Origin of the sequence: Nonomuraea sediminis (assembly GCF_018531495.1) — a bacterium.
GTDB lineage: Bacteria > Actinomycetota > Actinomycetes > Streptosporangiales > Streptosporangiaceae > Nonomuraea > Nonomuraea sediminis.
In genome coordinates, this window is record NZ_JAHDTI010000005.1 from 182,464 (window position 1) to 208,190 (window position 25,727).

The window sequence follows — 25,727 nt, forward strand, 5'->3', positions numbered from 1 at the left end:
GCTAGCTCCTCTGCCCATAGACGTTCTGGTAGCGGTCGTAGAGGCGATCGATGTCGGCGGACGGGATCGGCACGGGCTGGCCCAACTGGCGGGCCACGTGCACGGTGCGGGCCACGTCCTCGCACATCACGGCCGCCTTGACGGCGGCCTTCGGGTCCTTCCCGATGGTGAACACGCCGTGGTTCCTCATCAGTACGGCGGGCGAACGGTGACCCTTCAACGTCGCCACGATGCCCTGCCCGATGGAGTCGTCGCCGATCAGCGCGAACGGCCCGACCGGGATCTCACCGCCGAACTCGTCGGCCATCGCGGTCAGCACGCACGGGATCGCCTCGCCCCGCGAGGCCCACGCGGAGGCGTAGGTGGAGTGCGTGTGCACCACCCCGCCCACCTCGGGCAGGTGCCGGTAGACGTAGGCGTGCGCGGCCGTGTCGCTGGAGGGCGCGTGGTCCCCTTCGACGAGGTTGCCGTCAAGGTCGCAGACGACCATCTTGTCCGGGGTGAGCTCCTGGTAGGAGACCCCGGAGGGCTTGATGACGAACAGGTCCTCACCGGGGACGCGGCCGGAGACGTTGCCCGCGGTCCAGGCGACCAGGTTGTTGCGCACGAGCTCGGCGTGCAGGTCGCAGACGGTCCTTCTCATGCCCTGGCCCCGTTCCTGATCGCGCGCAGCGTGTGCGCCATCCGCCCGTCGGCGAAGATCTCGTGCAGCGTGCGGTACTCGGTGTAGAGCCGGTCGTAGGCGTCGGCCCGCTCCTGGTCCGGCACGTAGGCCGCCTCGGCGCGCCGGCCCATCGCCGCGGCGGCCTTCTGGATGTCCGGGTAGGCCCCGGCGGCGACGGCCGCGTGGATGGCCGAGCCGAGCGCGGGCCCCTGGTCGGAGCCGATCACCGACAGCGGGCGGCGCAGCACGTCGGCGTAGACCTGCAGCAGGAACCGGTTCCTCAGCAACCCGCCGGCCACGACGAACTCGGTCACGGGCACGCCGGACTTCTCGAAGGTCTCCACGATCGTCCTGGCGCCGAACGCGGTGGACTCGATGAGCGCCCGGTAGACGTCCTCGGGCGCGGTGGCCAGCGTCTGACCGACGATCACACCGGACAGGTCGTGGTCCACCAGCACCGACCTGTTCCCGCCGAACCAGTCCAGGGCGACCAGGCCGTGCTCGCCGACGGCCTGCCGCTCGGCCAGCGCGGTGAGGTGCTCGTGCACGCTGATGCCCTGCTCGGCGGCCCGCTCGATGTAGGAGGCGGGCACGAAGCGGTCGGCGAACCAGGCGAAGATGTCCCCGACGGCCGACTGCCCGGCCTCGTATCCCCACAGCCCGGGGACGATGCCGTCCTTGACGACGCCGCACATGCCCGGCACCTCGGCCAGGCGGTCGGACGGCATCACGTGGCAGGTGGACGTGCCCATGATCGCCACCATCTGCCCCGGCCGGACCGCGTCGGCGGCGGCCGCGGTGACGTGCGCGTCCACGTTGCCGACCGACACCGCGATCCCTTCCGGCAGGCCTGTCCAGGCTGCCGCCCGCGCGGTCAGCCGCCCTGCCAGGCCGCCGAGGGGCGCCAGGTCCGGTACGGCGAGCTTGCCGACGAGGGAGGGGAAGTCCGGGTGCAGCTCGGCCAGGAACGACGCCGAGGGGTACGCGTCGTCCTGGAAGATCCCCTTGTACCCGGCGGTGCAGGCGTTGCGGGTCTCCACGCCGGTCAGCTGCCACACGATCCAGTCGGCGGCCTCGATCCAGCGCTCGGCCCTGCCGTACACGCCGGGGTCCTCCTCCAGCACCTGCAGGGCCTTGGCGAACTCCCACTCGGAGGAGATCTTGCCGCCGTAGCGGGGCAGCCAGGGCTCGGCCCGCGCGGCGGCCAGCGCGTTGATGCGGTCGGCGTGCGACTGGGCGGCGTGGTGCTTCCACAGCTTCGGCCAGGCGTGCGGCAGCGACGGCGTCTCGAAGCAAAGCGGGGTGCCGTCCGCGGTGACCGGCAGCACGGTGCAGGCGGTGAAGTCGGTCCCGATGCCGATCACCTGCTCGGGCGCGACCCCCGCCGCCTCCAGTGCCCGGGGCACGGCCAGGCGGAGCACGTCGATCCAGTCCTGCGGCGACTGCAGCGCCCAGTCGGGCCCGAGCCGCACGTCCGTGCCGGGCAACGCGGTGTCGATGACGCCGTGCGCGTACTCGTGGACCGCGCTGCCCACCTCGGTGCCGTCGTGGACGGAGACCACCACGGCGCGGCCGGACAGCGTGCCGAAGTCGACGCCGACCACATGGCTGTTAACGTTCACATCACACTCCAGGTGCTGGCGCGCTCCACCAGGCGGGGACGCACGACGAGCCGTTCGTAGGTGTCGGGGCCTGCGGTGTCGATCTGCCTGAGCAGCACCTCGATGCTGTGGCGGCCGACGACGTCGAAGTCCTGCCTGACGGTGGTGAGCGGCGGCGAGAAGAACTCCGACTCCGGGATGTCGTCGAAGCCGACGATGCTGATCTGCTCGGGCACCTTCACGCCCGCCTCGGTGAAGGCGCGCAGCGCGCCGAGCGCCATCTGGTCGTTGGCCAGGAAGACGGCGGTGACCTCGGCCATCGCCGCCAGGCGCCGGCCCGCCTCGTAGCCGGCGCGCGGGCTCCAGTCGCCGGGCAGCACCTCCGGCACCGGGCGGCCGGCCTCCCGCAGCACGCCGCGCCAGCCCTCGTGGCGGCCCTCGGCCTCCAGCCAGTCGGAGGGGCCGCTGACGTGCCAGACCGTCTCGTGGCCCAGGTCGAGCAGGTGTCGGGTGGCCAGGCGGGCGCCCTCCACCTGGTCGATGCAGACGACCGAGACGTCGGCGCTGTGCGAGCCCTCCACGGCGACGGCCGGCAGGCCGGGCGGCAGGCTCTCCAGCGCGCGTGCCGCCGAACGCTGGGGTGCGACCACCACGACGCCGTCCACGCCCTGCTCGGCCAGATAGCCGATGGCGTCGCGGACGCTGGCGGCGTCGATCGACTTCAGGCTCACGATGCTGACGAAGTAGCCGGCCGTCCTGGCGGCCTGCTCGATCCCGTAGATCGTGCTGGCCGGGCCGTACAGCGTGGTGTCGAAGCTGACCACGCCGAGCGTCCTGGAACGGCTGGTGACCAGGGCCCTGGCCACCAGGTTGCGCCGGTAGCCGAGCCGGTCGATGGCGTCGAGCACCCTGGCGCGCGTCTCGCCGCGCACATTCGGGTGATCGTTGAGCACGCGCGAGACGGTCTGGTGGGAGACCCCGGCGGCCCTCGCCACGTCGGACATCACCGGCGGGCGGGGCCTGTCGGCGGCTGCCGTCATCGTGCGGCCCCGGCGCGGCGCTTGGTCCACACGTCGAAGGCCACGGCCGCCAGCAGGACGGCGCCCTTGACGAGCATCACCCGCTCGCTCGGCGAGCCGATCAGGGACATGCCGTTGTTGATCACGGCCATGATGAGCCCGCCGGTGATCGCGCCCACGACCTTGCCCACGCCGCCCTGCACGGCCGCGCCGCCGATGAACGCGGCGGCGATGGCGTCCAGCTCGAAGTTGGCGCCCGCCGTCGGACCCGCCTGGTTGAGCCGGCCGGCGAAGATGACGCCGGCGACGGCCGCGAGCACGCCCATGTTGACGAAGATCCAGAAGACGATCTGCTTGACCTTGATCCCGGACAGCACCGCGGCCTGCAGGTTGCCGCCGATGGCGTAGATCCGCCGGCCGAACACGGTGCGGTTGGCCATCACCGAGTAGCCGAGCACCAGGGCGGCCAGCAGCACCAGCACCCACGGCAGGTTCTTGAAGCGGGCCAGCTGCACGATCAGGAACAGGATCAGCGCCGCGGCGGCGGCCATCTTGACCACGAACACCGCCACGGAGTCCACCTCCTGGCCGTAACCGCGGCGGGCGCTGCGGGTGCGCCACTGCGCGGCGACCATGCCTGCGACGGCGATCAGCCCGATCAGCAGGCTGAACAGGTCCGCCCCGCCCAGCGGGCCGAGCCCGACGTTGCCCAGGTAGCCGTTGGTGAAGCCGTTGGCCAGCGTGCGGACCGGGTCGGGGAAGGGCCCGATGCCCTGGTTGCCCAGCACGGTCAGGGTGAGCGCGCGGAAGAGCAGCATCCCGGCCAGCGTCACGATGAAGGCGGGGATGCCGAAGTAGGCGATCCAGTATCCCTGCCAGGCGCCGATCAGCCCGCCCGCCACGATCGTGATCACCAGGGCGAGCGGCCACGGCAGCCCCAGGTTCACCATCAGGACCGCGGCCAGCGAGCCCGTCACGGCCACCACCGAGCCCACCGACAGGTCGATGTGCCCGGCGATGATGATCAGGATCATGCCGATGGCCAGGATGAGCACGTAGGAGTTCTGGACGATGATGTTGGAGATGTTCTGCGGCTGGAGCAGCGCGCCGTCGGTCAGCACCGAGAACAGCACGACGATCAGCGCGAAGGCGATGTAGATGCCGCTGGAGCGCAGGTTGATCCTCATCCGGGTCGGCCTGCTCGCTGTCTCCCGCCGGATCTCGGTGAGGGTCATCGCGTCGTTCCTTTGGTCATGAGGTGCATGAGCCCTTCCTGGGTGGCCTGGCTCCGCGGCACCTCGCCGGTGATGCGGCCCTCGCAGAGGGCGTAGATGCGGTCGCACAGTCCGAGCAGCTCGGGCAGTTCGGAGGAGATGACCAGCACCGCCCGGCCCTCGTCGGCCAGGCGGTTGATGATCGTGTAGATCTCGTACTTGGCGCCGACGTCGATGCCCCTGGTGGGCTCGTCCAGGATCAGGACGTCGGGCTCGGTGAGGATCCACTTCGACAGCACGACCTTCTGCTGGTTGCCGCCGCTGAGCTTGCCGACCACGGCCGACACCGTGGGCGTCTTGATGTTCATGCTCTGGCGGAAGTCCTCGGCGACGCGGTACTCCCTGCCCTCGTCGACCCATCCGCCGCTGAGCGCGGCCGCGGAGATGTTGCGCTTGACGTCGTCGATGAGGTTGAGCCCGTAGCGCTTGCGGTCCTCGGTGGCGTAGGCGATGCCGTGCCTGATCGCGTCCTGGACGGTGCGCACCTCGATCGGCCGGCCGTCCTTGACGATCTTGCCGGTGATGTGCGTGCCGTAGCTGCGGCCGAACACGCTCATCGCCAGTTCGGTACGGCCGGCGCCCATCAACCCGGCCAGGCCGACGATCTCCCCGCGCCGCAGCGACAGGCTCGCCCCGTCGACCACCTTCCTGCCGGGCTGCGACGGGCTGTGGACCGTCCAGTCCTCGATCCGCAGCACCTCCTCACCGATCTTCGGCTCGTGCGCGGGAAAGCGGTTGTCCAGGGTCCGCCCGACCATCCCGGCGATGATCCGGTTCTCGCTGATGCCCTCGGCGGGCAGGGTCTCGATCGTCCGCCCGTCGCGGATGATCGTGACGGAGTCGGCGATCGCGATGACCTCGTTGAGCTTGTGCGAGATGATCACGCAGGTGATGCCCTCGTCCCGCAGCCCGCGCAGCAGGTCGAGCAGGTGCTCGGAGTCGTCGTCGTTGAGCGCGGCGGTGGGCTCGTCCAGGATGAGCAGCTTGACGTCCTTGGACAGCGCCTTGGCGATCTCGACGAGCTGCTGCTGGCCGACGCCCAGGTCGGAGACCGTGGTCACCGGGTTCTGGCGCAGGCCGACGCGCTTCATCAGCTCGCCGGCCGCGTGGTTGGTGCGGTTCCAGTCGATGAAGCCGCGGCTGGCCCGCTCGTTGCCGAGGAAGATGTTCTCCGCGATCGACAGCTGCGGGCTCAGCGCGAGCTCCTGGTGGATGATCACGATGCCGGCGCGCTCGCTGTCGCGGATGCCGCGGAACTCGCAGCGCCGGCCGTCGAACTGGATCTCGCCCTCGTAGTCGCCGTGCGGGTAGACGCCCGACAGCACCTTCATGAGCGTCGACTTTCCCGCGCCGTTCTCGCCGCAGATCGCGTGGATCTCGCCCTCGCGGACCGTCAGGTTGACGTCCTGCAGCGCCTTCACGCCGGGGAAGGTCTTGGTGATCCCGCTCATCCGGAGGATCACTTGATCTGGTCCTCGGTGTAGTACTTGCCGCCGATGATGACCTGCTCGTAGTTGCTCTTGTCCACGATCACCGGCTCGAGCAGGTAGGACGGCACGACCTTGGTGCCGTTGTCGTAGTCCTTGGTGTTGTTGACCTCGGGCTTGCTCCCCTTCAGCACGGCGTCGGCCATCTTGACGGTGGTCTCGGCGAGCTGGCGGGTGTCCTTGAAGATCGTGGAGTACTGCTCGCCCGCCACGATCGACTTCACCGAGGCGAGCTCGGCGTCCTGACCTGTCACGACCGGGTACGGCTGGCCGCTGGTGCCGTAGCCGTTGCTCTTGAGCGCCGACAGGATGCCGATGGACAGGCCGTCGTAGGGCGAGAGCACGCCGTCGACCTTGGCGCCGCCGCTGTAGGTCTTGGTGAGGATGTCCTCCATGCGCTTCTGCGCGGTGGCCGGGTCCCAGCGCAGGATGGCCGCGGTCTTGAAGTCGGTCTGGCCGCTCTTGACCTTGATCGTGCCGTCGTCGATCTTCGGCTTGAGCACCGACATCGCGCCGTTCCAGAAGAAGGTGGCGTTGTTGTCGTCGGGCGAGCCGCCGAACAGTTCGACGTTGTACGGGCCCTTCTTGGCCTCCAGGCCCTTCAGCAGGGAGGTGGCCTGCTGCACGCCGACCTTGAAGTTGTCGAAGGTGGCGTAGTAGTCGACGTTGGGGCTGTTGCGGATCAGCCGGTCGTAGGCGATGACCGGGATCTTGTTGTCGGCGGCCTGCTGCAGCTGCGAGGTGATCGCGGTGCCGTCGATGGAGGCGATGATCAGGAGCTTGGCGCCCTTGGTGATCTGGTTCTCGATCTGGTTGGCCTGGGTGGGGATGTCGTTCTCGGCGTACTGGAGGTCGACCATGTAGCCGAGCTTCTCCAGGCCCGCCTTGACGTTGTCACCGTCGTGGATCCACCGCTCGGAGGACTTGGTGGGCATGGTGACACCGATCAGGGCGCCGGCGGCGCTCGTGCCGGTGGACGACTGCACGTCCACCGTCTTCTGGCTGGATCCGCAGGCGGACATGGCGGCGGCTACCGCGATGGCGGACACGACGCCACCGATTCGTCCCAACCTCATCGTGGACTCCTAGCGAAGGGGGTGGTCATTGATCAAGCAGCACGAAGTTCTGCTCGTGTGGAGGAGATTGTTATCGCTAACATTCAGTCGCGTCAATGCGTGAGAAGGTAAAGGCGGTAGCGCTAGTGCGCGGTCGAGTCGCGAATGACGAGCTGGCAGGGCATGCGGTGGACGCCGGGCGTGGCCTTGCCGTCGATGGCCGCGAACAGGTGCTGGGCGGCGGTGCGGCCCAGGCGTTCGAGGTTCATGTCCACGGTGGTCAGCGCGGGGCGCGTCTCGGCGGACAGCACCTCCCAGTTGTCGTAGCCGACCACCGCGATGTCGTCGGGCACCCGCCCGCCGCGCTCGCGCACGATCTCCAGCAGCCCGGCCGCTATCTGGTCGCTGCCGCAGAACACCGCGTCGACCTCGGTCTCGGCCTGCAGCAGCATCTCGGCGGCATGCCTGCCCCAGCGCTGCGACCAGGGCCCCCACAGCGTCTCCCCGGCCTGGGCGATCCCCGCCTCGGCGAGCGCCACCCGCACCCCCTCGGCCCTGTCCTGCGCAGCCTGGTAGTGCGGCGGGCCGGTGACGTGGGCGATCCTGCGGCGCCCCATCGCCAGCAGGTGCCGCACCGCCATCGCGGCGCCGGCCACGTCGTCAGGGACGAAGGAGACGTCCCCGGGGTCCTCGGAGGGACCATAGGCGTAGACGACGGGAACCGGCAGGTCACGGCCGAGGGGCGGGCGCGGGTTGGTGCTCTCCCCCACCACGATCAGCCCGTCGACCCGGCGCGACAGCAGCGCCCGCAGGTGATGCTGCTCCCTGATGGCATCGCCCCGGGCGTCGCACAGCAGCACGGCCATCTCCCCGGCGCCGAAGGCGTCCTCGGCGCCGAGCAGCACCGGGATGCCGAAGCGGCCCGCGCTGTCGGAGGTGAGCAGCCCCACCGTGCGCGTCTGCCCCGACAGCAGCCCCCTGGCCAGCGCGTTCGGCTCGAAGGAGAGCTCGCGGGCGGCGGCGAGGACGCGCTCGCGGGTCGAGTCGCGCACGTCTCTGCGCCCGTTGAGCGCCTTGGACGCGGTGGCGATGGAGACCCCGGCCAACGAGGCCACGTCGGTGATCGTGGCGCGCCGCTTCACCATGTATCGAAACCCCTTTCGGACTCAACGGACATTAACACCCATTGACAGGCCTCAACGTTTCTTCTACGTTTCCGAAAACCTTTTAGATTCGGGGCCCCGCCGAAGGAGACAGCGATGATACGACCGCTGGCCGGTATCGCCACCGCGACGATGTTAGCGCTCACAGTCGTGGCCTGCGGAAGCGGCGGCGAGCCTGCCAAGGGCCCGGTCACGATCACCATGTGGACGCGCGCTGCCACGCAGGCGCAGAGCGAGCGGCTGGTCAAGGCCTACAACGCCGGACACAAGAACCAGGTGAAGCTGACCGTCATCCCGACCGACAACTACCAGCCGCGCATCGCCGCGGCCGCGGGCGCCAGGCAGTTGCCCGACGTGTTCGCCTCCGACGTCATCTTCGTCCCCAACTACACCTCGCAGGGCCTGTTCCTGGACATCACCGACCGCATCGCCAAGCTGCCGTTCAAGGACACGCTCGCCCCCTCCCACATGAAGCTCGGCACCATGGACGGCAAGCAGTACACGTTGCCGCACACCCTGGATCTGTCGGTCTGGTTCTGGAACAAGGACCTGTACGCCAAGGCCGGACTCGACCCCGAGAAGGGGCCCACGACGCTCAAGGAGTTCGCCGAGCAGGCCACCACGATCCAGCAGAAGCTGGGCAGCGGCGGCAAGGTGCACGGCACGTTCTTCGGCGGCAACTGCGGCGGCTGCTACGTCTTCACGTTCTGGCCCTCGGTCTGGGCGGCGGGCGGCCAGGTCATGAACCCCGAGGGCACCACCTCGCTGAACGACAGGCCGCCGATGACCGACGTCTTCGCCGTCTACCACGACCTGTACGCCAAGGGCGTGTCCGGCCCCACCACCAAGGAGGAGCAGGGCCCGACCTGGACCGGCTTCTTCCCCAAGGGTGAGATCGGCGTGATGCCGATGCCGTCGACCACGCTCGGCCTGATGCCCGCCGGCATGAAGATCGGCGTCACCCCGATCGCCGGCCCCGACGGCGGCGAGTCGACCTTCGTCGGCGGCGACTCGATCGGCATCAGCTCCACCTCGAAGAACGCCGACGCCGCCTGGGACTTCCTGTCCTGGACGGTCGGCGACGAGGCCCAGGTCGAGGTGATGGCCAAGAACAAGGACGTCCTCGCGCGGACCGACCTTGCCGGCAACAAGTACTCGGCCGCCGATCCCCGCGTCGTGCTGATCAACTCGCTCGTGGCCAAGGGCCAGACCCCGTACGCGCTGCGGTTCGGGCAGACCTACAACGACCCGCAGGGGCCGTGGCTGCGCCTGGCCCGCGAGGCGGTGTTCGGCGACCCGGGCAAGCTGCCGCAGCTCAACGCCGAGGTCACGAAATCGCTCCAGCAATGACGCTCACCCCGGCCAGGGCGCCTGTCTCCGTCTGGCACAGCAGGCGCCTGCAGGGCTGGCTGTTCGCGGCACCGACAGCGGCCATCGTGGGCCTGCTGTTCATCGCGCCGCTGGCGCTGGTGGTGTGGATGTCGCTGAACCACTGGCCGCTGCTCGGCTCCGCCACGCTCAACGCCCCGGACAACTACGCCAAGATCAGCGACAATCCCCTGTTCCTCGACTCGGTCGCCTTCACGCTGAAGTACACCGTGATCATCACCGTCCTGTTGTCGGCGCTCGCGCTCGGCCTGGCCCTGCTGGTGCAGGAGCGCAGGCCGGGGGTCGCCTTCTTCAGGACGGCGTTCTTCCTGCCGGGCGCGGTCGGCTTCGCCGCCGCCGCCCTGCTGTTCTACGGCATGCTCAACAGCGACTTCGGCCCGATCGATCCGATGCTGCGGGCGCTGGGCTTTACCCACGAACCCGTCAGGTGGATCGGCACCCCGAACATGGCGCTGTTCTCCACGATCGCGCTGGTGCTGTGGCGCTTCGCGGGCTTCAACATGCTGATCCTGCTCACGGGCCTGCAGGCGATCCCTGTCGAGGTCTACGAGGCGGCCAGGAGCGACGGCGCCAACCGCCTGCAGATCTTCACCAAGATCACGCTCCCGCTGCTGCGGCCCACGATCGCGCTGATGCTGATCCTCAGCATCACCGGCTCGCTGCTGGCCTTCGACCAGTTCTTCATCTTCACCAACGGCGGGCCGGACAACAGCACGGTGTCGATGGTGATGGTCATCTACCGCCAGGCGTTCTTCCGTTTCGACCTGGGCGGCGCCGCGGCGCTGTCGGTGGTGCTGCTGGTGGCGCTCGTCGCGCTCAACGCGCTGCAGATGCGCGTGCTGAGGAGGTCGAATTGAGGTATTGGACCACGGCCGGCGCGTTGGCCATCCTGTTCCTGTTCCCGCTGGTCTGGAGTGGCTGGGCCTCGCTGGAGGATCCCGGCGACTACGTGCGGATGGCCGGCTTCGGCGAGGGGCTGGGCACCTACGCCACCAACAGCGTGCTGGTGTCGGCCATGACGGTGGCAGGGACGCTGGCGGTGTCGGCGCTGGGCGGGTACGCCTTCGCCCGCTTCCCCTTCCCCGGCAGGAACCTGCTGTTCCTGGCCACGCTGGCGATCCTGATGGTGCCCTACGCCACCATCCTGATCCCGCTGTACGTCCTGCTCGGCTACCTCGGCCTGCAGAACTCCCTGGTGGGCCTGGCGCTGGTGTTCGTCATGTTCCAGTTGCCGTTCGCGCTCTACATGATGCGCAACGCCTTCGAGGCCGTCCCCCGCGAGCTGGAGGAGGCGGCGCTGGTCGACGGGTGCGGCACCTTCCGCGCCTTCCGCGCGATCCTGTTGCCCGCCGTACGGCCTGCGCTGGTCACCGTCGGGCTGTTCGCGTTCCTGGCCTCGTGGAACGACTTCTTCGCGCCGCTCATCCTGCTCAACGACGGCTCGTCGTTCACCCTGCCGGTGGCCGTGGTCAGCATGACGCAGCGCACGTTCGGCGCGATCGACTACGGCATGTTGCAGGCCGGGGTGATGACGATGGCCCTCCCCTGCCTGATCCTCTTCGTCATTCTGCAGCGCCACTACGTGCGCGGATTCATGTCAGGAGCATTGCGTGGCTAGTCCCGTCCTGCCGTCCTCGGGCGTGCTGTCCCCCCTTGGTCTCGACGCGGTACGGCCGGCGCCCGGCTTCTGGGGCGACCGGGTGAGGCTCAACCGGGAAGTGATCATCGCCCATTGCCGGGAGTGGATGGAGAAGGAGGGCTGGATCGGCAACTTCCGCGGCGACCTGCCGCGCCGCGGCCGGGAGTTCAGCGACTCGGAGGTCTACAAACTCCTGGAGGCCATGGCCTGGGCCGACCACCCCGACCTGCCCGAACTGGCGGCCACCGTGGCCGCGGCCCAGGAGCAGGACGGCTACCTCAACACCCGCTGGCCCGCCGCCCGCTACACCGACTTCGAGTGGGGCCACGAGCTGTACTGCTACGGCCACCTCATCCAGGCGGGCGTCGCCAGGCTCCGCCGCCACGGCGAGGACGAGCTCACCGCGGTCGTCCGGCGCGCCGCCGACCACGTCTGCCGCCGCTTCATGGACACCCGCGAGACCTGCGGCCACCCCGAGATCGAGATGGCCCTGGTCGAGCTCTACCGCGCGACAGGCGCCGAGCGCTACCTGGAGATGGCCCGCCGCCTCGTCGAGCGCCGCGGCCTGCCCGCGCTGGCCGACGTCCCCTTCGGCCGCGCCTACTTCCAGGACGACCTCCCTGTACGGCGGGCCACGGTGCTGCGCGGGCACGCCGTACGCGCCCTCTACCTGGCGTGTGGCGCGGTCGACGTGGCCGTGGAGACGGGCGACGGCGACCTGCTCGCGGCGGTGCGGGCGCAGTGGGAGCGCACGGTCGCCGCGCGCACCCACCTGACCGGCGGCATGGGCTCGCGGCACTCCGACGAGTCGTTCGGCGACGACTTCGAGCTGCCACCCGACCGGGCCTACGCCGAGACCTGCGCCTCGATCGCGTCGATCATGCTGTCGCACCGGCTGCTGCTGGCCACCGGCGAGGCCAGGTACGCCGACCTGGCCGAGCGGACCATGTACAACCTGCTCGCCACGGCGACGGCGCTGGACGGCCGCTCGTTCTTCTACGCCAACCCGCTGCAGGTCAGGGTGCCCGCCGAGCCGCTGACCGGGGTGAACCACGCGGCCGAGGGCGGGCTGCGCTCGCCCTGGTTCGACGTGTCCTGCTGTCCGAGCAACCTGGCCCGCACGCTCGCCTCGCTGCCCGCCTACCTGGCCACCGGCGACTCGCGCGGCATCCAGATCCACCACTTCACCCCGGGCGAGATCGCCTGCGGCTCGCTGCGCGTGCGGGTGGAGACCGGCTACCCGTGGTCGGGCACGGTGGTGGTGCGGGTGCTCGAGCCGGGCGAGGGCCGCATCTCGCTGCGTGTCCCGTCGTGGGCCAGGGGGGCGACCATGTCGCACGGCCTGGACGTGCATCCCGGCTACGCCACGACCGAGGGGCGGTGGCGGCCGGGGGACGAGATCAGGCTCGAGCTGCCGATGGTGCCGCGGTGGACGTTCCCCGATCCCCGCGTCGACGCGCTGCGCGGCACGGCGGCGGTGGAGCGCGGGCCGCTGGTGTACTGCGCCGAGGCGCTCGGCGACGACCCGCCGCTGGCCCGGGTGGGTGTGCCTGTCGCACCGGTGGTGGAGCACGAGGTGGACGGTGTGGTCGAGTTGGAGGTCCAGGCGAGGGTGCGTGCCACGGCTCCGGGCGGCTGGCCGTACACCGCGGTGCAGGCGCGGGACGACGGCGAGGACGTGGCGCTGCGGCTGGTGCCCTATCACCGCTGGGGCAACCGCGGCCCCGCCACCATGCGCGTCTGGCTACCGCGTGCGTAGGAAGTCGTCAGGCGCGCTGCAGGGAGGACAGGCCCCAGAGTTCCGCGATGCGCCCGTCGCGCACCCTGAAGATCTCCAGCATGGTGGGTGACGGCTGGCCGGGGATGCCGTGCACGCTGGTGCGGACGGCGGCGGTGTCACCTTCGACGACCATGTCCTCGACGACGACGTGGGCATCGGGGAAAGCCTCATGGAACCGTTGCCATGCCTGGGTGACGCTCTGCGGTCCGACAGTGCCCAGCGGGTGGCTGTAGAAGTTCGCGGTGAAGATCTCCGCCGTAGCGGCGTGGTCATGGGCGTTGAACGCGGCGTACATACGCCGGGCGGCGGCCCGCACGTCGTCTGTCATGGACTCTCCTGTTCGAGGATGTTCGTCCGGACGTGGCGCAGAACGTCCAGCACGTTTTCCCGCTGCTCTGCGGTGATGCCGTCGAGCAACCGTTCCTGGTACACCTGGTGCGATCGCTCCAGGTCGGCCGCGACCCGCTCGCCCGCGGCGGTCAGCGCGGCCAGGGTGTAGCGGTTGTCCTCCGGGGCCAGGCGACGGCTGACCAGCCCTTCGGTCTCGAATTCCTTCACCAGCCGCGTGACGCTCGCACCGTCGATGGCCAGCACGTGGCGCAGGTCGCTGTGGCTGGTCTCGCCGTCACGCCAGAGCCGGATGAGCAGTCGCACTCGGTGAGGGCTCATGCCCACGTGTCGGGCGAATGCCTGCCGCAGCTCGGCGCAGGTGCCTGCGAGCTCACGGAAGAACATGTCCTCGGACGTCTCTTCACGCACGATCTCTTTATATCGTCAACTCTTGATCCGATCAATTGATATAGAAGTCCATGCTCGCGTAGTCGAAGGTGATGGCGCGGGGCTTGAAGAACTCGTGGGTGAAGTTGCCGATCGTGTCGAACCCGAAGAGGCCGAGCCACGGCCAGTCGGCGGCGAGGCCGGTGACGTTCCTGGCCTCCGCCCTGCCGAGGCGGATCCTGTCCGGGGCGATCGGGTAGCCCTTCATTCCGCCCAGGTCCTCAGGGTGGTCGTAGTCGATCGCGACCCCCGCCTTCTTGGCGTTCTGCTCGTTCATCATGATGGCGAGGTTCATGCCGCCGGTGTCGAGGGAGGCCACCCGTGGCCCTTCGTCGTTGACGCTGCCCAGCGAGCACGGCACGTGGTCGCCGGCGATCCACAACGGCAGGCGGTCGGTACGGGCGCGTCCGGCCTCGGCCCGCAGCTCGCGCACCTGCGCGGCGGTCTTGCGGCGCAGGACCAGTTCCCGACCGGCGTAGTCCATGGTGGCGATGAAGTGGTAGAGCAGCGTCGTGCCGATCACCCCGGCCGGTTTGGTGCCGTCAGGAAGGTCGGGGACCCTCAGGTCGTACCAGACCACGGGAACGTCGCCGAGCTCGATGCCACCCAGCCGGAAGGAGTCCATGACGCCGTGGTAAGTGGTCAGGGTCTGCCCGGCAGGATGGGTCGTGCTGGTGGCCACCGCGCGCAGGTTCGCCTCCTGCGCGGTGGTCGAGTGCAGCGCCAGCGTGGCACCGGTGTCGATCAGGAAGGTCCTGGCCCGCGCCCCGTTGATCGAGGCTCGCACGCTGGGCAGGGGATCGACGGAGACGAACGGCACCCGGGTCTTGTGCGCGCCGCTCATCCGATACGACCTGCCGCCCACGGCTGCGTACTGGTCGGCGAACGCCGCGTCGGTCGGGTCTCCGGTGCCGCGCAGCAGGGGCACCGCCCGGGCGACCTCGTCCTGCCGGATGAAGCAATCGGCCAGCTGACGTCTGGCGAAGCTGTCGTCGGGCGCCAGTTCGATGGCCCGGGCCAGGAAACGCTCGGCGTTCCGGAAGTCATGGGACAACAACGCGATGCGCCCGCGTCCCGCGAGAGCGTGCGCGTTCGCGGGATCCTTACGCAACAGGGACGCATAACCCCGATCGGCCGCGTCGAACCGGCCGGCCTTGAAAAGCTGATCGGGATCGGCGTTGCTCGCCGAGGTCGAGGCGCGGCCTGCCGAGCTCTCGACCAGCGGCAGGAGGGCGCCGGCTGCCACGGCCAGGCCTGTGCGCCGGAGAAATCGCCGCCGGCTGAACTGTTCGTCTGTGTCGGTATGAGTCACAGCAAGGCATCAAAGCCGCCGGCGCGTTTCCTCCTCGTTTCCAGCCGCTCGACGATTCCCACGATCCAGGCCAAAGGTCACCGTCAGTCGCGTGGGGCGGCGCCGGTGGAGTCTCTGAGGACGAGCTCCGGCTCGATCAGATGACGCCCGTCATCGCCGCCCGCCATCCGCTCGAGCAGCAGCTCGAACGCCCGCCGCCCCACCTCGGCCAGATCCTGGCGGACCGTGGTCAGCGGTGGCCAGTAGTAGGCCGACTCGGGCACATCGTCGAAGCCCACCACGCTGACCTCGCCGGGCACGCTCCTGCCCGCCTCGCGCAGCGCCCGCAGCACGCCGAGCGCCATCTGGTCGTTGGCCACGAAGATCGCCGTCACCGAAGGATCGGCGGCCAGCCTCCTGCCCAGCTGGTAGCCCGAGCGCGAGCTCCAGTCGCCGCGCAGCATCTCCGGCACCGGACGCCCCTCGGCCTCCAGCACCTCCCGCCAGCCCGCGATGCGGGCGGTGGCGTCGTTCCAGTCGGCGGGGCCCGCCACGTGCCAGACGGTCCGGTGTCCCAGGCTGAGCAGGTGCCGGGTCGCGCGCACCGCCCCAGCCCGCTGGTCGACCATGACCACGGGCACCGGCACGTTCTCGCCCGCGTCGACCGCGACCACGGGCAGCCCTTCTGGCAGGTGGCTGAGCCCTTCGGCCGCCGACTCGTGCGGGGCCACGATGACGATGCCGTCGACCGACTGCTCGCGCAGCCGGTCGACGGCCTCCTCGATGGAACTGCGGGTCAGGATGCCGATGCTGGCGATGCTGACCGTGAACTCGCTCTGCCTGGCGGCGCGCTCGATGGCGTACAGCATGGTGGCGGGGCCGTACAGCGTGGTGTCGATGCTGACCACCCCGAGCAGCCCTGACCGGCCGGTGACCAGGCGGCGGGCGGCGGCGTTGGGGTGGTAGTCGACCTGGCGCATCGCCGCCTGCACCCGCGCCCTGGTCTCGGCCGCGACCAGCTCGGGCGAGTTGAGCACCCGTGACACGGTCATCGCCGACACCCCGGCCAGCTCGGCCACATCAGCGAGCACCGCGGGCCGGTTCGAGCGCGACTTGGCGGCCATTCGATCACCCCTCCGGGGTAACGCTAACAGCCGCGCTCGGGTTCATGGACCGGGCGGCCCGGCCGCCCGGTGTTCGCGTGGATCAGCCTTCCGCCAGCGCCACCAGGGCGGCGATCACGTCGGGGAAGTCGCCGGTGATGGCCGGGCCGAGCTCAGGCCCGACCTGGTCGGCGGCCGGGCCGGTGATCTCGGTCCGGTAGACCACCCGCGTGCGCCCGCCTTCGGCCTTCTCCAGCCGGTGCACGGTGGTGACGACGATGTCCCCGGCGTCCATCACGTCGGTGAACAGCTCCCCCGGCACGAGCTCGATGATGCGCATCGTCACCGGCTCGTCCCCCGGCGGCGTCATGGTGAACGTGGTGCCCACGGCGAACGGCCCGTCGATCTCGATCTTCTCGATGCCCGCGTTCCACTGCGGCCACGCCGCCATGTCCGACCAGTGCTGCCAGAGCACCTCACGCCCGGCGGTGGTCTCCACGCTGTGCTCGTACTCCCACATGATGCTGCCTCCTCATTTAGCCTGCGCACAGATTATCTACACGAAGACTAAATGTCCAGCCCGGTCCTGTCGGAGGCGTGGTGCAGCCTGACGGCATGACGCTGACCAACCCCCAGGCGGCCGGGCACCCGTTCCTCAAGGGCATGTACGACGACGGGTATTTTCCCGATCATCTCGTCGACAAGGGCAGGGCGATCCTGCTGCGGCTGTGCGAGCGGATCGAGGCCGCGCCACCGGCGGATCTGCCCGCGCTGTACGCCCTGACGCACGCCGCGACCGAGGAGTTCAACGACCTGGAGGCCGAGTTCGACGAGGCGGGCAGCGAGATCGAGACCGTCGCGCGGGAGGTCATCGGCGACGACTTCTGGTTCGTGGCCTCGACGTACGGCTTCGCCGACGCGGACGCGGAGGAGCTGATCGCCCCGCGCGAGTGGTGAACCCCATCGTGTCCGAATCCGGCCAGACTGCGGCCGGCGGCGCCAGCAGGATGGGGTTCATGTCGAACGAGCAGATACGGCAGGCAAAGGCGTTCGCCGAGATGCACCGTCGAGGCGATCCGCTGCTGCTGGCCAACGCGTGGGACGTCGGATCTGCCGTGGCCGTCGTCGAGGCGGGAGCACCGGCGATCGCCACCACGAGCGCCGGGATGGCCTGGTCACTGGGCTTCCCCGACGGGGCGGACCTGGGCGCCGAGCGGGTGGCGGCGGTGGTCGAGCGGCTGACGCGGGCCGTGGGCGTGCCGGTGTCGGCCGACATCGAGGCCGGCTACGACGACGTGGCCGCGACCGTGACGGCCGTGGTCCGGGCGGGCGCGGTGGGCGTGAACCTGGAGGACCGGCAGGCGGGCGGCGTGCTGTACTCCCCTGCCGTGCAGGCGGAACGGCTGGCCGCGGCCAGGGCGGCGGCCGACGGCCTCGAGGTGCCGGTCTGGATCAACGCCCGCACGGACGTCTTCCTGGGCGGCAGCGGCTCCCTCGCGGAGGTACTGGAACGCGCCGCGGCCTACCGTGAGGCCGGCGCGGACAGCGTCTTCGTGCCCGGCCTGGTCGATCTGGACGCCCTGGCCCGGCTGGCCGACGGCCCCTTGCCGGTGGCCGTGATGACCTGGGCGGGCGCGCCTGCCGTCAAGGAGCTGGCCGCCGCCGGGGTGGTGCGCGTCAGCCTCGGCTCCGCGATCGCCCAGGCCGCCTACGGCCTCGCCGCCCGCGCCGCCACGGAACTGCTCACGCACGGCACCTACGACGCGACCGCGGACGCCCTGCCGTACGACCGGCTCAATCGCGCCCTCAGCTAGACCGGCGACCTGAGCACCGGCCGCCCATGCCCTCGGCCCCGCCAGCGACCCGCGACCGTGAGCCCGGCCGCTCAGGGTCGCGACCTGAGCGGCGACCTGCGACGGTGAGCGGCGGTCGTGCGGCTAGGTTCCGGGCTGGTCCTGAGGGACGGTTCGCGGGCGGGTGAGGCGTCTGATCGTGTAGAAGACGGCGATGCCCAGATAGCCCACGGGCCAGATGAGGTAGACCTTGCTCTGGATGGCCAGGGCGAGGGGCACGGACACCGCGAACATGGAGCCCGGGATCGCGGCCTTCACCCAGATGCCGTCGAACAGATCCTTGGGCGTGTTCTCCCGCATGAGCCCCGCCCGCCTGGCGTGCAGGGTGAGCCACAGGTTCGCATAGCCGATCACCGCCATCACGAGCGAGTACAGCGCGATGCCCGACCCGTCCTCCGCCGTGTCGAGCGCCTTGCTGGCCCACGGCACCAGGATCAGCGCGAACAACGCCACCAGGTTGATGATCATCAGCAGCGTGTCGATGGCCGCCATGTAGCGGAACAGCTTGTGATGTGCCAGCCACGTCCCGCCGACGACGACGAAAGCCAGCAGGAAGGCGACGTACTCGTCGCGGTGGTGGCCGAAGGACGCCAGGAACTCCCCGAGCTCCTTGCCTTCCGGCACCGGAAGCTCCAGGGCCAGCAGGGTCAACGCGATCGCGAACACCGCGTCGGAGAAGAACGCCACCCGTTCGACGGCTCCCGGGCTCGTTTCCTTGTCAGCCACGCACACTCCCTCAGGCAGCAAATTCAGGTGCGTATCCTGCCATGTCGGGATTTCGAGTGCATTGCGGGCGGACCCGGGTATGTCCTAGCGGGTTCCGGGGGTGACAGCGGTCACGGCGAAGCGTTCCACGTCGGCCACGTGCCCGCCGGTGGCGGCGACGACCGTGATGACCTGATCCGTCTTGGCGGTGAACGGGACCGTCGTCTGCCAGGCTCCCGCCACGGGAATGGCCTGGGATTCGGCGAGCGGCTTCTCGGAGCCGGGCTGGAGGAAGCGGATCTGCACGTTCCCCGTGGCGCCGGTGAGCGTGCCGCTGACCATGGCGGGTGAGTGGGCGGCCGTGCCGTACTCCGGAGTGGTGACGGCGATGCCGGAGCCCTCGGCGCCGACGACCTCCCACGGGGTGTTGGGGCCGCTGCCGTACTTGATCAGGTGCACCGTCGCGGCGACCTGCGGCGTCTCGCCCTCCTGCGGGCTGAAGCCGACCTGGACCAGGGCGTCCTCGCCGCGGATGTCGGTCTTGACGGCCTGGTCGAGCTCGGTGAAGCCGAGGAAGCCCTGGGTGAAGGCGACCGCGGTGAAGGCGGCGTCGACGTGCCAGGGCGAGTGGCCGCCTTGGCGGTAGGACTCCTGCCAGTTGCGGGCTTCCTGCCGGTTGGAGAACGGCCAGAGCGGCAGCGCGTCCGTCTTCTGGGCGGCGGGGGAACTCGAGGCGGTAGCCGAACTCGAGGCCGGCGTGGAGCTCAGGGCGGGCGTGCCGCCGGTGCCGCACCCGGCCGCCAGCGCCAGCACCGTCACGGCGATCCGAACTCTCATGGTCTCCCCTCGACGCCCCAGCCCGCATCGTCGCACGTCACCGCTCCTGGCTCAATGCGACCCGCGCGGCGGTCAAGCCTCGCAGGAGCAGCCGGCCCAGTGCAGCACCACGAAGGGTTCCGGCTGGTCGCTGTAGCGGACGCGCTCGCCGGTGATGCGGTAGACGGCGACCTCGTCGGGCGAGGTGCGCGGGACCGGGACGGCCAGGGTGCCGATGTCCTGGTCGATGTCCGTCATGACCCCGTGGCAGGGGCCGCCGAGGCAGATGGCGTGGTTCATGCCGGGTACGCGTGGGTCTCGGTGGCCTTGACCGACGCCCAGATCGACTGGCCGGGCGTCAGGTCGAGGTCGGCCACGGCGGCCGGGGTGATGTCGGCGAAGGCCGTGATGGGGCCCAGCAGGTGGACACGGACGTTGTCGCCGTGCCGTTCGATGCCTTCGATGTGAGCCTCCCACAGGTTGCGCGGGCTGCCGTCGGGCCGCGACCGGTACAGGGCGACCGCGGCGGGCGGGAACGCGACGAACGCGGGCCCCTCCAGGTGCTCGGAGGTGCTGATCAGCAGCTCGCCGACCTTGACGCCGATGCCGTCGGCGTGCCCCCGGTAGAGGTTGAGCCCGACCAGCCGGGCCACGTAGTCGGTGCGCGGATGGCGCGCCACGTCGGCGGGCGCGCCCTGCTGGACGACGCCGCCCTGCTCGATGACGACGAGCCGGTCGGCCAGCACCATGGCGTCCAGCGGGTCGTGGGTGACCAGGACGGTGGCGCCGTCGAAGTCGGCCAGGTGCCGCCGCAGCTCGGAGCGGATCTCCAGGCGCGTGTGGGCGTCGAGCGCGGCCAGCGGCTCGTCAAGGAGCAGCAGGGCAGGCCGTACGGCCAGCGCTCTGGCCAGCGCGACGCGCTGCGCCTGACCGCCCGACAGCCGGCGCGGGCGGGAGGAGGCCTGGGAGGCGAGCCCGACGCGTTCCAGCAGGTCGGCGGCGATGACGCGGGCCTGCGACTTCGGCACGCCCTGGCTGCGCGGCCCGAAAGCGACGTTCTCCAGCGCTGACAGGTGCGGGAACAGCAGGTAGTCCTGGAAGACCATGCCGATGGGCCGCTCCTCGACCGGCACGTCGTGCAGCGGCCGGTCGCCCAGGATGATCTGCCCGTCGGTGAGCGGGACGAGCCCGGCCAGCGCGCGCAGGGCGGTGGTCTTGCCCGCGCCGTTGGGGCCGAGCAGCGCGACCACCTCGCCGGGCGCGACGTCGAGCGTGAGGTCCAGGGTGAAGGCGGGCCGGGCGACGACCAGGCGGGCGTGCAGCGTCATGACCCGCTCACCCATCGATCGCGCAGGCTGGCCAGGATGATCACCGACACGGCCAGCAGGACGAGGCTGAGCACGATGGCCGCCTCGGGCTCGGTCTCCAGCGCCAGGTAGACGGCCAGCGGCATGGTCCGGGTGGTGCCGGGGAAGTTGCCGGCGAAGGTGATCGTGGCGCCGAACTCGCCCAGCGCCCGAGCCCAGCACAGCACCGCCCCCGCCACCACGCCCGGCATGATCAGCGGCAGCGTCACCCGGCGGAAGACGGTCCACCGCGAGGCGCCCAGGGTGGCCGCGGCCTCCTCGAAGCGCTGGTCGGCCGCCCGCAGCGCGCCCTCGACGCTGATCACCAGGAACGGCATCGCCACGAACGCCTCGGCCACGACCACGCCCGCCGTCGTGAACGGCAGCGTCACGCCGAACGCGCTCTCCAGCCACTGCCCGATCAGCCCGCGCCGCCCGAACACCAGGAGCAGCGCCACTCCCCCGACCACGGGCGGCAGCACCAGCGGTACGGTGACCAGCGCGCGCACCACGCGCCGCCCAGGGAACGAGACGCGGGCCAGCAGCCAGGCCAGCGGCACCCCGAGCAGCAGGCACACCACGGTGGCCACGGTCGCGCACACCAGCGACAGCCGCAACGCCTCCAGCACGGCCGGCTCGGCCAGCCGTACCAGCAACGTCGACCAGGGCGCGCGGATCAGCAGCCCGGCCAGCGGCAGCACCAGAAAGGCCAGCCCGAGTACGGCGGGCACCACCAGCACCCACGGAGCACGCGAGCCGGCCCGCTGGCGCATCAGGGAGCCTCGAACCCGGCCTTGGTCAGCACGTCCTTGCCTTGCTGCGACAGAACCAGGTCCACGAACTGCTTGGCCAGGTCACTGTTGGGAGCCTTGGCCAGCGCGGCGATCGGGTAGTCGTTGATCGCCTTGTCGGCCTCGGGGAACTCGATGCCCGTCACCTTGCCCGCGGCCGCGATCACGTCGGTCTTGTAGACCAGCGCGGCGTCCACCTCGCCCAGCTCGACCTTGGTGAGGGTGGCCTTGACGTCCTGCTCCAGCGTGACGGGGGTGACCTTGAGCCCGGCCGCGTCGAGCGCCTTGACCGCGGCGGCGCCGCAGGGCACCTGCTGGGCGCAGAGCGCCACCTTGACCTTCGGGTTGGCCAGGTCCTTCAGCCCGGTGACCTTGGCCGGGTTGGCGGTGGGGACGGCGATCTGCAGCTTGTTGCGCACGAACGTGGTCGGCGAGCTCGCCAGCGAGGCGTCGGTGACGGTCTTCATGGTGGCGGAGCTGGCCGCGGCGAACACGTCGGCCGGCGCGCCCTGGGTGATCTGCTGGGCCAGCGTGGCGCTCGAGCCGAAGTTGAACTTCACCTTGGTGCCGGGGTGCGCCGCCTCGAAGGTCTTGCCGAGGTCGGTGAACGTGCCGGTCAGCGAGGCGGCGGCGAAGACGGTCAGCTCCTTGCCCGTGGAGTTCGAGGTGGCCGGTGCGGAGCCGCAACCGGCCAGCGCCAACGCCATGGTGAGGACGGCCGCGAGACGCTTCAAGAGGGGCTCCGTTCCTGGTCGGGAATCTCGACGACGACGTTGGTGGACTTGATCACGGCGATCGCCACCACCCCGGCCTCCAGGCCCAGCTCGTCGGCCGCCTGGCGGCTCATCAGCGAGACCACCCTGAACGGCCCGGCAGCGAGCTCCACCTGCGCCATCACCGCATCCCTGACCACTTCGGTCACGATGCCCCTGAAGCGGTTGCGCGCGGAGGAACGCCCGCCGTTGTCGCCCGCGGCGATCTGGGAACGGGCGAAGGCCGCCAGGTCAGGGCCGCTGACCTGGCGATGGCCGTGCTCGTCCCGCTCGGCGGCCAGCTTGCCGGCGTCCACCCACCGCCGGATGGTGTCGGAGCTGACCCCGAGCAGTGCTGCCGCCTCGCTGATCCGGAACGTCGTCACAGCCATCACCATACCTCTCGCACTTGCCAGCCTGAATACCCGACTTGCCTAGCATCAGCGACCTGATCTACGGCTCAGCCGAGGCATTCACGAGATCACTCCGCCTTAGGCGCTCCGAACCAGCGTGCCAGGGCGGCACGCAGGTCCGCACGTTCGGCCACGCCGGGCTCGGGCGAGTCCGACGCCCAGGCGACGTAACCGTCGGGACGCAGGAGCAGGGCGGTGGCGGGCGCGTCGTCGACCTGCGTCCTGACGACGTCCACGCGGTCACTCCAGCCGCGCGGCTCCCGCGCCAGCGTGCCGTCCTTGGTCAGGTCCAGCAGCAGCGGTCTGGCGTCCCTGGTCAGCTCGGCGAGCCCCGCCAGGTCCGGCGCCAACCGGCCGACCAGCGGGTGTGCGTCGTTCCCCATCTCGTATCGGATGTCGGCGCCGGACATGGTGTCCGTGACGTGCTGGATCGTGCGCGGGTCGGCGAGCAGTTCGGTGAACAGCCGGCGCAGCGCCGTGACCTCGCTGCCCGGCGCGATGAGTGCCGACTGGGCCTGGGTGTGCATGACCACCCGCTCGGAGGCCGGCCGCCGCTCGCTCTCGTAGGAGTCGAGCAGCCCGGGCGGGGCCCAGCCGTGGATCTCGGCGGCGAGCTTCCAGCCCAGGTTGACCGCGTCCTGCAGGCCCAGGTTGAGCCCGGGCCCGCCGATCGCGCTGTGCACGTGCGCGGCGTCGCCGAGCAGCAGGATCCGGCGGTCGCGGAACCGCTCGGCGATGCGGGTGTTGCCGCCGAGCAGCCTGCGCCGCAGGAACGGGCCCTCGCCTTCCGGCTCGCCGAGCGGCACGTCGACGCCGAGCACCCGGCCGACGCTCGCGCGTAGCTCGTCCACGGTCGGCAGCTGCTCGTCGCCCGGAGTGTCCTCGGGCCATTCGATGGTGGTGATGACCGGCGGCTTTCCGGGGAAGGGCGCGTACACGAACAGTCCCCGCTCGGTGCGGTGGTGCATGAACGGCGGGACGTACCCGTAGCCGGGCACGTTCAGCCCGCCGGTGGCGGGATCCACGATCGTCTCGGGGACGGTGGCGTGCAGGCTGAGGGAGACCGTGGTGTCCCTGGTGACGCCGGGGAAGTCGATGCCCGCCAGCTTGCGTGTCAGGCTGCGGCCGCCGTCGGCGCCGACCAGGTAGCGGGTCCGCATGCGGTAGGGACCGTCGGGGCCCTCGACCTCGATCGTGACCGCGTCGTCCTGCTGCGTCAGGCCGGTGATCCGGTGGCCGCGGCGGAGCTCGGCGCCGAGTTCGACGGCGCGCTCCGCCAGGATCTGCTGCACGCGGAGCTGGGGCACCTGCAGCACGTAGAGCGAATTGTCGTCCAGCACGCTCAGGTTCAGCGGCAGCGCGCCGAACACGAAGCCCGGCGCGGGCTTCGGGGGCTCCGTCGAGCCGCTGAGCTGCTCGTACAGTCCGCGGCGGTCGAGCATCCTGACCACCTGGCCGACCAGGCCGTTGGCGCGGTTCTCCGTGGCGCGTTCCGGAAGGAGCTCGAGCACCACCGGGCGGAGGCCTGCGAGGCCGAGCTCGGTGGCCAGCATCAGTCCATTGGGGCCGCCGCCGGCGATGACGACATCTGCGATCATGACTCTTACCTCCTGAAAAAGGGCGTGAAGCATCGACCGGCGGGGGCGCCGGCTGCGTGGGCGTGAAGCATCGACCGGCGTACCTGCCGACTGCGTGTTTTATGGGCATGGCGCATCGACCGACCGGTTGCCGGTTGCGCAGAGTTGCAGGGGGCGGTTAGGGGACGGGCAGCCCCGCGGCCACCTGGCCGAGGGCGTCGCGCAGCAGCGTCGGGATCGAAACGGACGCCTCGGCGTGCAGCCACTGGTCGGTGACCACTCCGAGGGCGGCCCCGACACAACCCGCCACCAGGCGCGGGTACAGGTCACGGGTCACGTCGGTGCCGGTGCGCTCGGCGATCACGACCGCCAGCTCGGCCACGCCCGCGGCGTTGGCTCTGTGGATCTCGCCCTGCACCGAGGGCTCGGTGAGCATCAGGCGGAGCGCCGAGACCCACTGCTGCACGTCCAGGCCGTCCATGTGGCCTTCCTGGCTCAGCCCGAACCGCGCCAGCACCGCGTTGGTGATCGCGTCCCAGAGCGGCTCGGAGGCCGGACGGGCGCGCAGCTCGTCCGCGATCTGCCGGATCCGCTCCAGGTGCCGGGCCGCGATCGCGGCCCCCTTGCTGGAGAAGTAGTTGTTGAACGTGCGGGGCGAGACACCGGCCTCGGCGGCGATGTCCTCCACGCGGACGTTGTCCAGGCCCCGCTCGGCGGCCAGGCGGATGGCCGCCCAGCTCAACGCGATCCGGGTCTCCTGCTTCTTGCGCTCCCGCAGGCCTGCACGCTCATCGTTCACATGCCCCACTCTACACAATCTTGCGTGTCACGCAAAGATGCGGGACGCGCAAAATTTCTACCGGCGGGCACCCCTGAGCGCGTGCAGGTGCCTGGCCAGCACAGGCGCAGGGCGGTGGCGCATCGGATGCCCGGCCCGCGCGGGCCTGACGGACAGCAGGCAACCGGCCAAGCCCGCCCCCAGGAAGAGCCCGAGCCGGAGCAGATCGGCGCGCGAGAAGGTCAGCATCCCCTCGGCGTTGACCAGGAACCCGGTGGCGAACAGCCACGCCATCACCGCCGTCGCCAGCGCGCCCACCACGCTGCGAACCGACATCGCGTACACGCCGACGACAATCACCATCGCCGCCAGCCTCCCCGGCAGGTCGGAAAACATCATGACGGCGGCCGCGCACCCCGCGACGGATGTCACGAAGCCACCTGCAATGACGAAC

Annotated in this window: 28 protein-coding genes; 6 read left to right on the top strand and 22 right to left on the bottom strand. The window is 70.3% G+C overall.

Annotated elements, in window-relative coordinates:
• Window position 1: 1 nt before the first annotated feature.
• From KIK09_RS25405 to KIK09_RS25435, 7 genes are all read right to left on the bottom strand, one after another.
• Window positions 2-643 carry an L-ribulose-5-phosphate 4-epimerase gene (locus tag KIK09_RS25405; protein ID WP_214321850.1) on the bottom strand — a complete coding sequence of 214 codons (642 nt, stop codon included), beginning with the start codon at window positions 641-643 and terminating at the stop codon, window positions 2-4.
• Window positions 640-2,268, bottom strand: coding sequence for a ribulokinase (gene araB, locus KIK09_RS25410; protein ID WP_214322153.1), 1,629 nt, complete (start codon window positions 2,266-2,268; stop codon window positions 640-642). The genes KIK09_RS25405 and araB overlap by 4 nt, the downstream gene beginning before the upstream one ends.
• A 14-nt stretch (window positions 2,269-2,282) precedes the next feature.
• Window positions 2,283-3,305: a LacI family DNA-binding transcriptional regulator gene (locus KIK09_RS25415; RefSeq protein WP_214321851.1), complete on the bottom strand. Its 1,023-nt coding sequence runs from the start codon at window positions 3,303-3,305 to the stop codon at window positions 2,283-2,285.
• Window positions 3,302-4,519, bottom strand: a complete 1,218-nt coding sequence (mmsB, locus tag KIK09_RS25420) for a multiple monosaccharide ABC transporter permease (RefSeq protein WP_214321852.1) — start codon at window positions 4,517-4,519, stop codon at window positions 3,302-3,304. The genes KIK09_RS25415 and mmsB overlap by 4 nt, the downstream gene beginning before the upstream one ends.
• Window positions 4,516-6,009 carry a multiple monosaccharide ABC transporter ATP-binding protein gene (mmsA, locus tag KIK09_RS25425; protein ID WP_214322155.1) on the bottom strand — a complete coding sequence of 498 codons (1,494 nt, stop codon included), beginning with the start codon at window positions 6,007-6,009 and terminating at the stop codon, window positions 4,516-4,518. The genes mmsB and mmsA overlap by 4 nt, the downstream gene beginning before the upstream one ends.
• Before the next feature lie 8 nt (window positions 6,010-6,017).
• Window positions 6,018-7,121, bottom strand: coding sequence for a multiple monosaccharide ABC transporter substrate-binding protein (chvE, locus tag KIK09_RS25430; RefSeq protein ID WP_250573763.1), 1,104 nt, complete (start codon window positions 7,119-7,121; stop codon window positions 6,018-6,020).
• A 122-nt stretch (window positions 7,122-7,243) separates the two neighbouring features.
• Entirely contained in the window at window positions 7,244-8,245 is a 1,002-nt protein-coding gene (locus KIK09_RS25435) for a LacI family DNA-binding transcriptional regulator (protein WP_214321853.1), read from the bottom strand.
• Window positions 8,246-8,359: 114 nt separating this feature from the next.
• On the opposite strand from KIK09_RS25435, the gene KIK09_RS25440 reads away from it, so the two are divergent.
• The 4 genes from KIK09_RS25440 to KIK09_RS25455 are packed head-to-tail and all read left to right on the top strand — an operon-like array spanning window position 8,360 to window position 13,050.
• On the top strand, window positions 8,360-9,613 hold the full coding sequence (locus KIK09_RS25440) for an ABC transporter substrate-binding protein (protein WP_214321854.1): 1,254 nt from the start codon (window positions 8,360-8,362) through the stop codon (window positions 9,611-9,613).
• Entirely contained in the window at window positions 9,610-10,509 is a 900-nt protein-coding gene (locus tag KIK09_RS25445; protein WP_214321855.1) for a carbohydrate ABC transporter permease, read from the top strand. Before KIK09_RS25440 ends, KIK09_RS25445 begins: the two co-directional genes overlap by 4 nt.
• Window positions 10,506-11,270, top strand: a complete 765-nt coding sequence (locus KIK09_RS25450; RefSeq protein WP_214321856.1) for a carbohydrate ABC transporter permease — start codon at window positions 10,506-10,508, stop codon at window positions 11,268-11,270. Before KIK09_RS25445 ends, KIK09_RS25450 begins: the two co-directional genes overlap by 4 nt.
• Entirely contained in the window at window positions 11,263-13,050 is a 1,788-nt protein-coding gene (locus KIK09_RS25455; protein ID WP_214321857.1) for a glycoside hydrolase family 127 protein, read from the top strand. The genes KIK09_RS25450 and KIK09_RS25455 overlap by 8 nt, the downstream gene beginning before the upstream one ends.
• Window positions 13,051-13,057: 7 nt before the next feature.
• On the opposite strand, the gene KIK09_RS25460 is transcribed toward KIK09_RS25455, so the two are convergent.
• The 5 genes from KIK09_RS25460 to KIK09_RS25480 all read right to left on the bottom strand — a co-directional run bounded on the left by KIK09_RS25460 (window position 13,058) and on the right by KIK09_RS25480 (window position 16,762).
• Entirely contained in the window at window positions 13,058-13,399 is a 342-nt protein-coding gene (locus tag KIK09_RS25460; protein ID WP_214321858.1) for an ester cyclase, read from the bottom strand.
• The gene (locus tag KIK09_RS25465) at window positions 13,396-13,830 is read right to left on the bottom strand and encodes a MarR family winged helix-turn-helix transcriptional regulator (protein ID WP_214321859.1); all 435 of its coding nucleotides are present in this window, start codon (window positions 13,828-13,830) and stop codon (window positions 13,396-13,398) included. The genes KIK09_RS25460 and KIK09_RS25465 overlap by 4 nt, the downstream gene beginning before the upstream one ends.
• A 31-nt stretch (window positions 13,831-13,861) precedes the next feature.
• Window positions 13,862-15,094 (bottom strand): retropepsin-like aspartic protease, encoded by a 1,233-nt coding sequence (locus tag KIK09_RS25470; RefSeq protein ID WP_214321860.1) that lies wholly within the window; start codon window positions 15,092-15,094, stop codon window positions 13,862-13,864.
• Window positions 15,095-15,243: 149 nt separating this feature from the next.
• Window positions 15,244-16,263 carry a LacI family DNA-binding transcriptional regulator gene (locus tag KIK09_RS25475; protein WP_214321861.1) on the bottom strand — a complete coding sequence of 340 codons (1,020 nt, stop codon included), beginning with the start codon at window positions 16,261-16,263 and terminating at the stop codon, window positions 15,244-15,246.
• Window positions 16,264-16,345: 82 nt separating this feature from the next.
• Window positions 16,346-16,762, bottom strand: a complete 417-nt coding sequence (locus tag KIK09_RS25480) for an SRPBCC family protein (protein WP_214321862.1) — start codon at window positions 16,760-16,762, stop codon at window positions 16,346-16,348.
• A 95-nt stretch (window positions 16,763-16,857) separates the two neighbouring features.
• On the opposite strand from KIK09_RS25480, the gene KIK09_RS25485 reads away from it, so the two are divergent.
• Together KIK09_RS25485 and KIK09_RS25490 are read left to right on the top strand one after the other, a co-directional pair.
• A complete protein-coding gene (locus tag KIK09_RS25485; RefSeq protein WP_214321863.1) occupies window positions 16,858-17,199 on the top strand; it encodes a DUF5713 family protein in 342 nt (113 codons plus the stop codon).
• Between the two features lie 59 nt (window positions 17,200-17,258).
• Window positions 17,259-18,056, top strand: coding sequence for an isocitrate lyase/PEP mutase family protein (locus KIK09_RS25490; RefSeq protein WP_214321864.1), 798 nt, complete (start codon window positions 17,259-17,261; stop codon window positions 18,054-18,056).
• A gap of 123 nt (window positions 18,057-18,179) precedes the next feature.
• Here the strand turns inward: KIK09_RS25490 and KIK09_RS25495 are convergent, their stop codons facing one another.
• The 10 genes from KIK09_RS25495 to KIK09_RS25540 all read right to left on the bottom strand — a co-directional run bounded on the left by KIK09_RS25495 (window position 18,180) and on the right by KIK09_RS25540 (window position 25,705).
• Window positions 18,180-18,821 carry a TMEM175 family protein gene (locus KIK09_RS25495; RefSeq protein ID WP_214321865.1) on the bottom strand — a complete coding sequence of 214 codons (642 nt, stop codon included), beginning with the start codon at window positions 18,819-18,821 and terminating at the stop codon, window positions 18,180-18,182.
• An 84-nt stretch (window positions 18,822-18,905) separates the two neighbouring features.
• On the bottom strand, window positions 18,906-19,637 hold the full coding sequence (locus KIK09_RS25500) for a Gmad2 immunoglobulin-like domain-containing protein (RefSeq protein WP_214321866.1): 732 nt from the start codon (window positions 19,635-19,637) through the stop codon (window positions 18,906-18,908).
• Window positions 19,638-19,709: 72 nt separating this feature from the next.
• Window positions 19,710-19,916 (bottom strand): hypothetical protein, encoded by a 207-nt coding sequence (locus KIK09_RS25505; RefSeq protein ID WP_214321867.1) that lies wholly within the window; start codon window positions 19,914-19,916, stop codon window positions 19,710-19,712.
• Entirely contained in the window at window positions 19,913-20,959 is a 1,047-nt protein-coding gene (locus KIK09_RS25510) for an ABC transporter ATP-binding protein (protein WP_250573764.1), read from the bottom strand. The genes KIK09_RS25505 and KIK09_RS25510 overlap by 4 nt, the downstream gene beginning before the upstream one ends.
• Window positions 20,941-21,735 carry an ABC transporter permease gene (locus KIK09_RS25515; RefSeq protein ID WP_214321868.1) on the bottom strand — a complete coding sequence of 265 codons (795 nt, stop codon included), beginning with the start codon at window positions 21,733-21,735 and terminating at the stop codon, window positions 20,941-20,943. The genes KIK09_RS25510 and KIK09_RS25515 overlap by 19 nt, the downstream gene beginning before the upstream one ends.
• Window positions 21,735-22,460 carry a molybdate ABC transporter substrate-binding protein gene (gene modA, locus KIK09_RS25520; RefSeq protein WP_214322157.1) on the bottom strand — a complete coding sequence of 242 codons (726 nt, stop codon included), beginning with the start codon at window positions 22,458-22,460 and terminating at the stop codon, window positions 21,735-21,737. Before modA ends, KIK09_RS25515 begins: the two co-directional genes overlap by 1 nt.
• Before the next feature lie 23 nt (window positions 22,461-22,483).
• Window positions 22,484-22,891: a TOBE domain-containing protein gene (locus tag KIK09_RS25525; RefSeq protein ID WP_214321869.1), complete on the bottom strand. Its 408-nt coding sequence runs from the start codon at window positions 22,889-22,891 to the stop codon at window positions 22,484-22,486.
• Window positions 22,892-22,986: 95 nt separating this feature from the next.
• The gene (locus KIK09_RS25530; protein WP_214321870.1) at window positions 22,987-24,516 is read right to left on the bottom strand and encodes an FAD-dependent monooxygenase; all 1,530 of its coding nucleotides are present in this window, start codon (window positions 24,514-24,516) and stop codon (window positions 22,987-22,989) included.
• Between the two features lie 157 nt (window positions 24,517-24,673).
• Entirely contained in the window at window positions 24,674-25,294 is a 621-nt protein-coding gene (locus KIK09_RS25535) for an acyl-CoA-like ligand-binding transcription factor (RefSeq protein ID WP_214321871.1), read from the bottom strand.
• 57 nt (window positions 25,295-25,351) lie between these two features.
• Window positions 25,352-25,705 carry a hypothetical protein gene (locus KIK09_RS25540; protein ID WP_214321872.1) on the bottom strand — a complete coding sequence of 118 codons (354 nt, stop codon included), beginning with the start codon at window positions 25,703-25,705 and terminating at the stop codon, window positions 25,352-25,354.
• Between the last annotated feature and the right edge of the window lie 22 nt (window positions 25,706-25,727).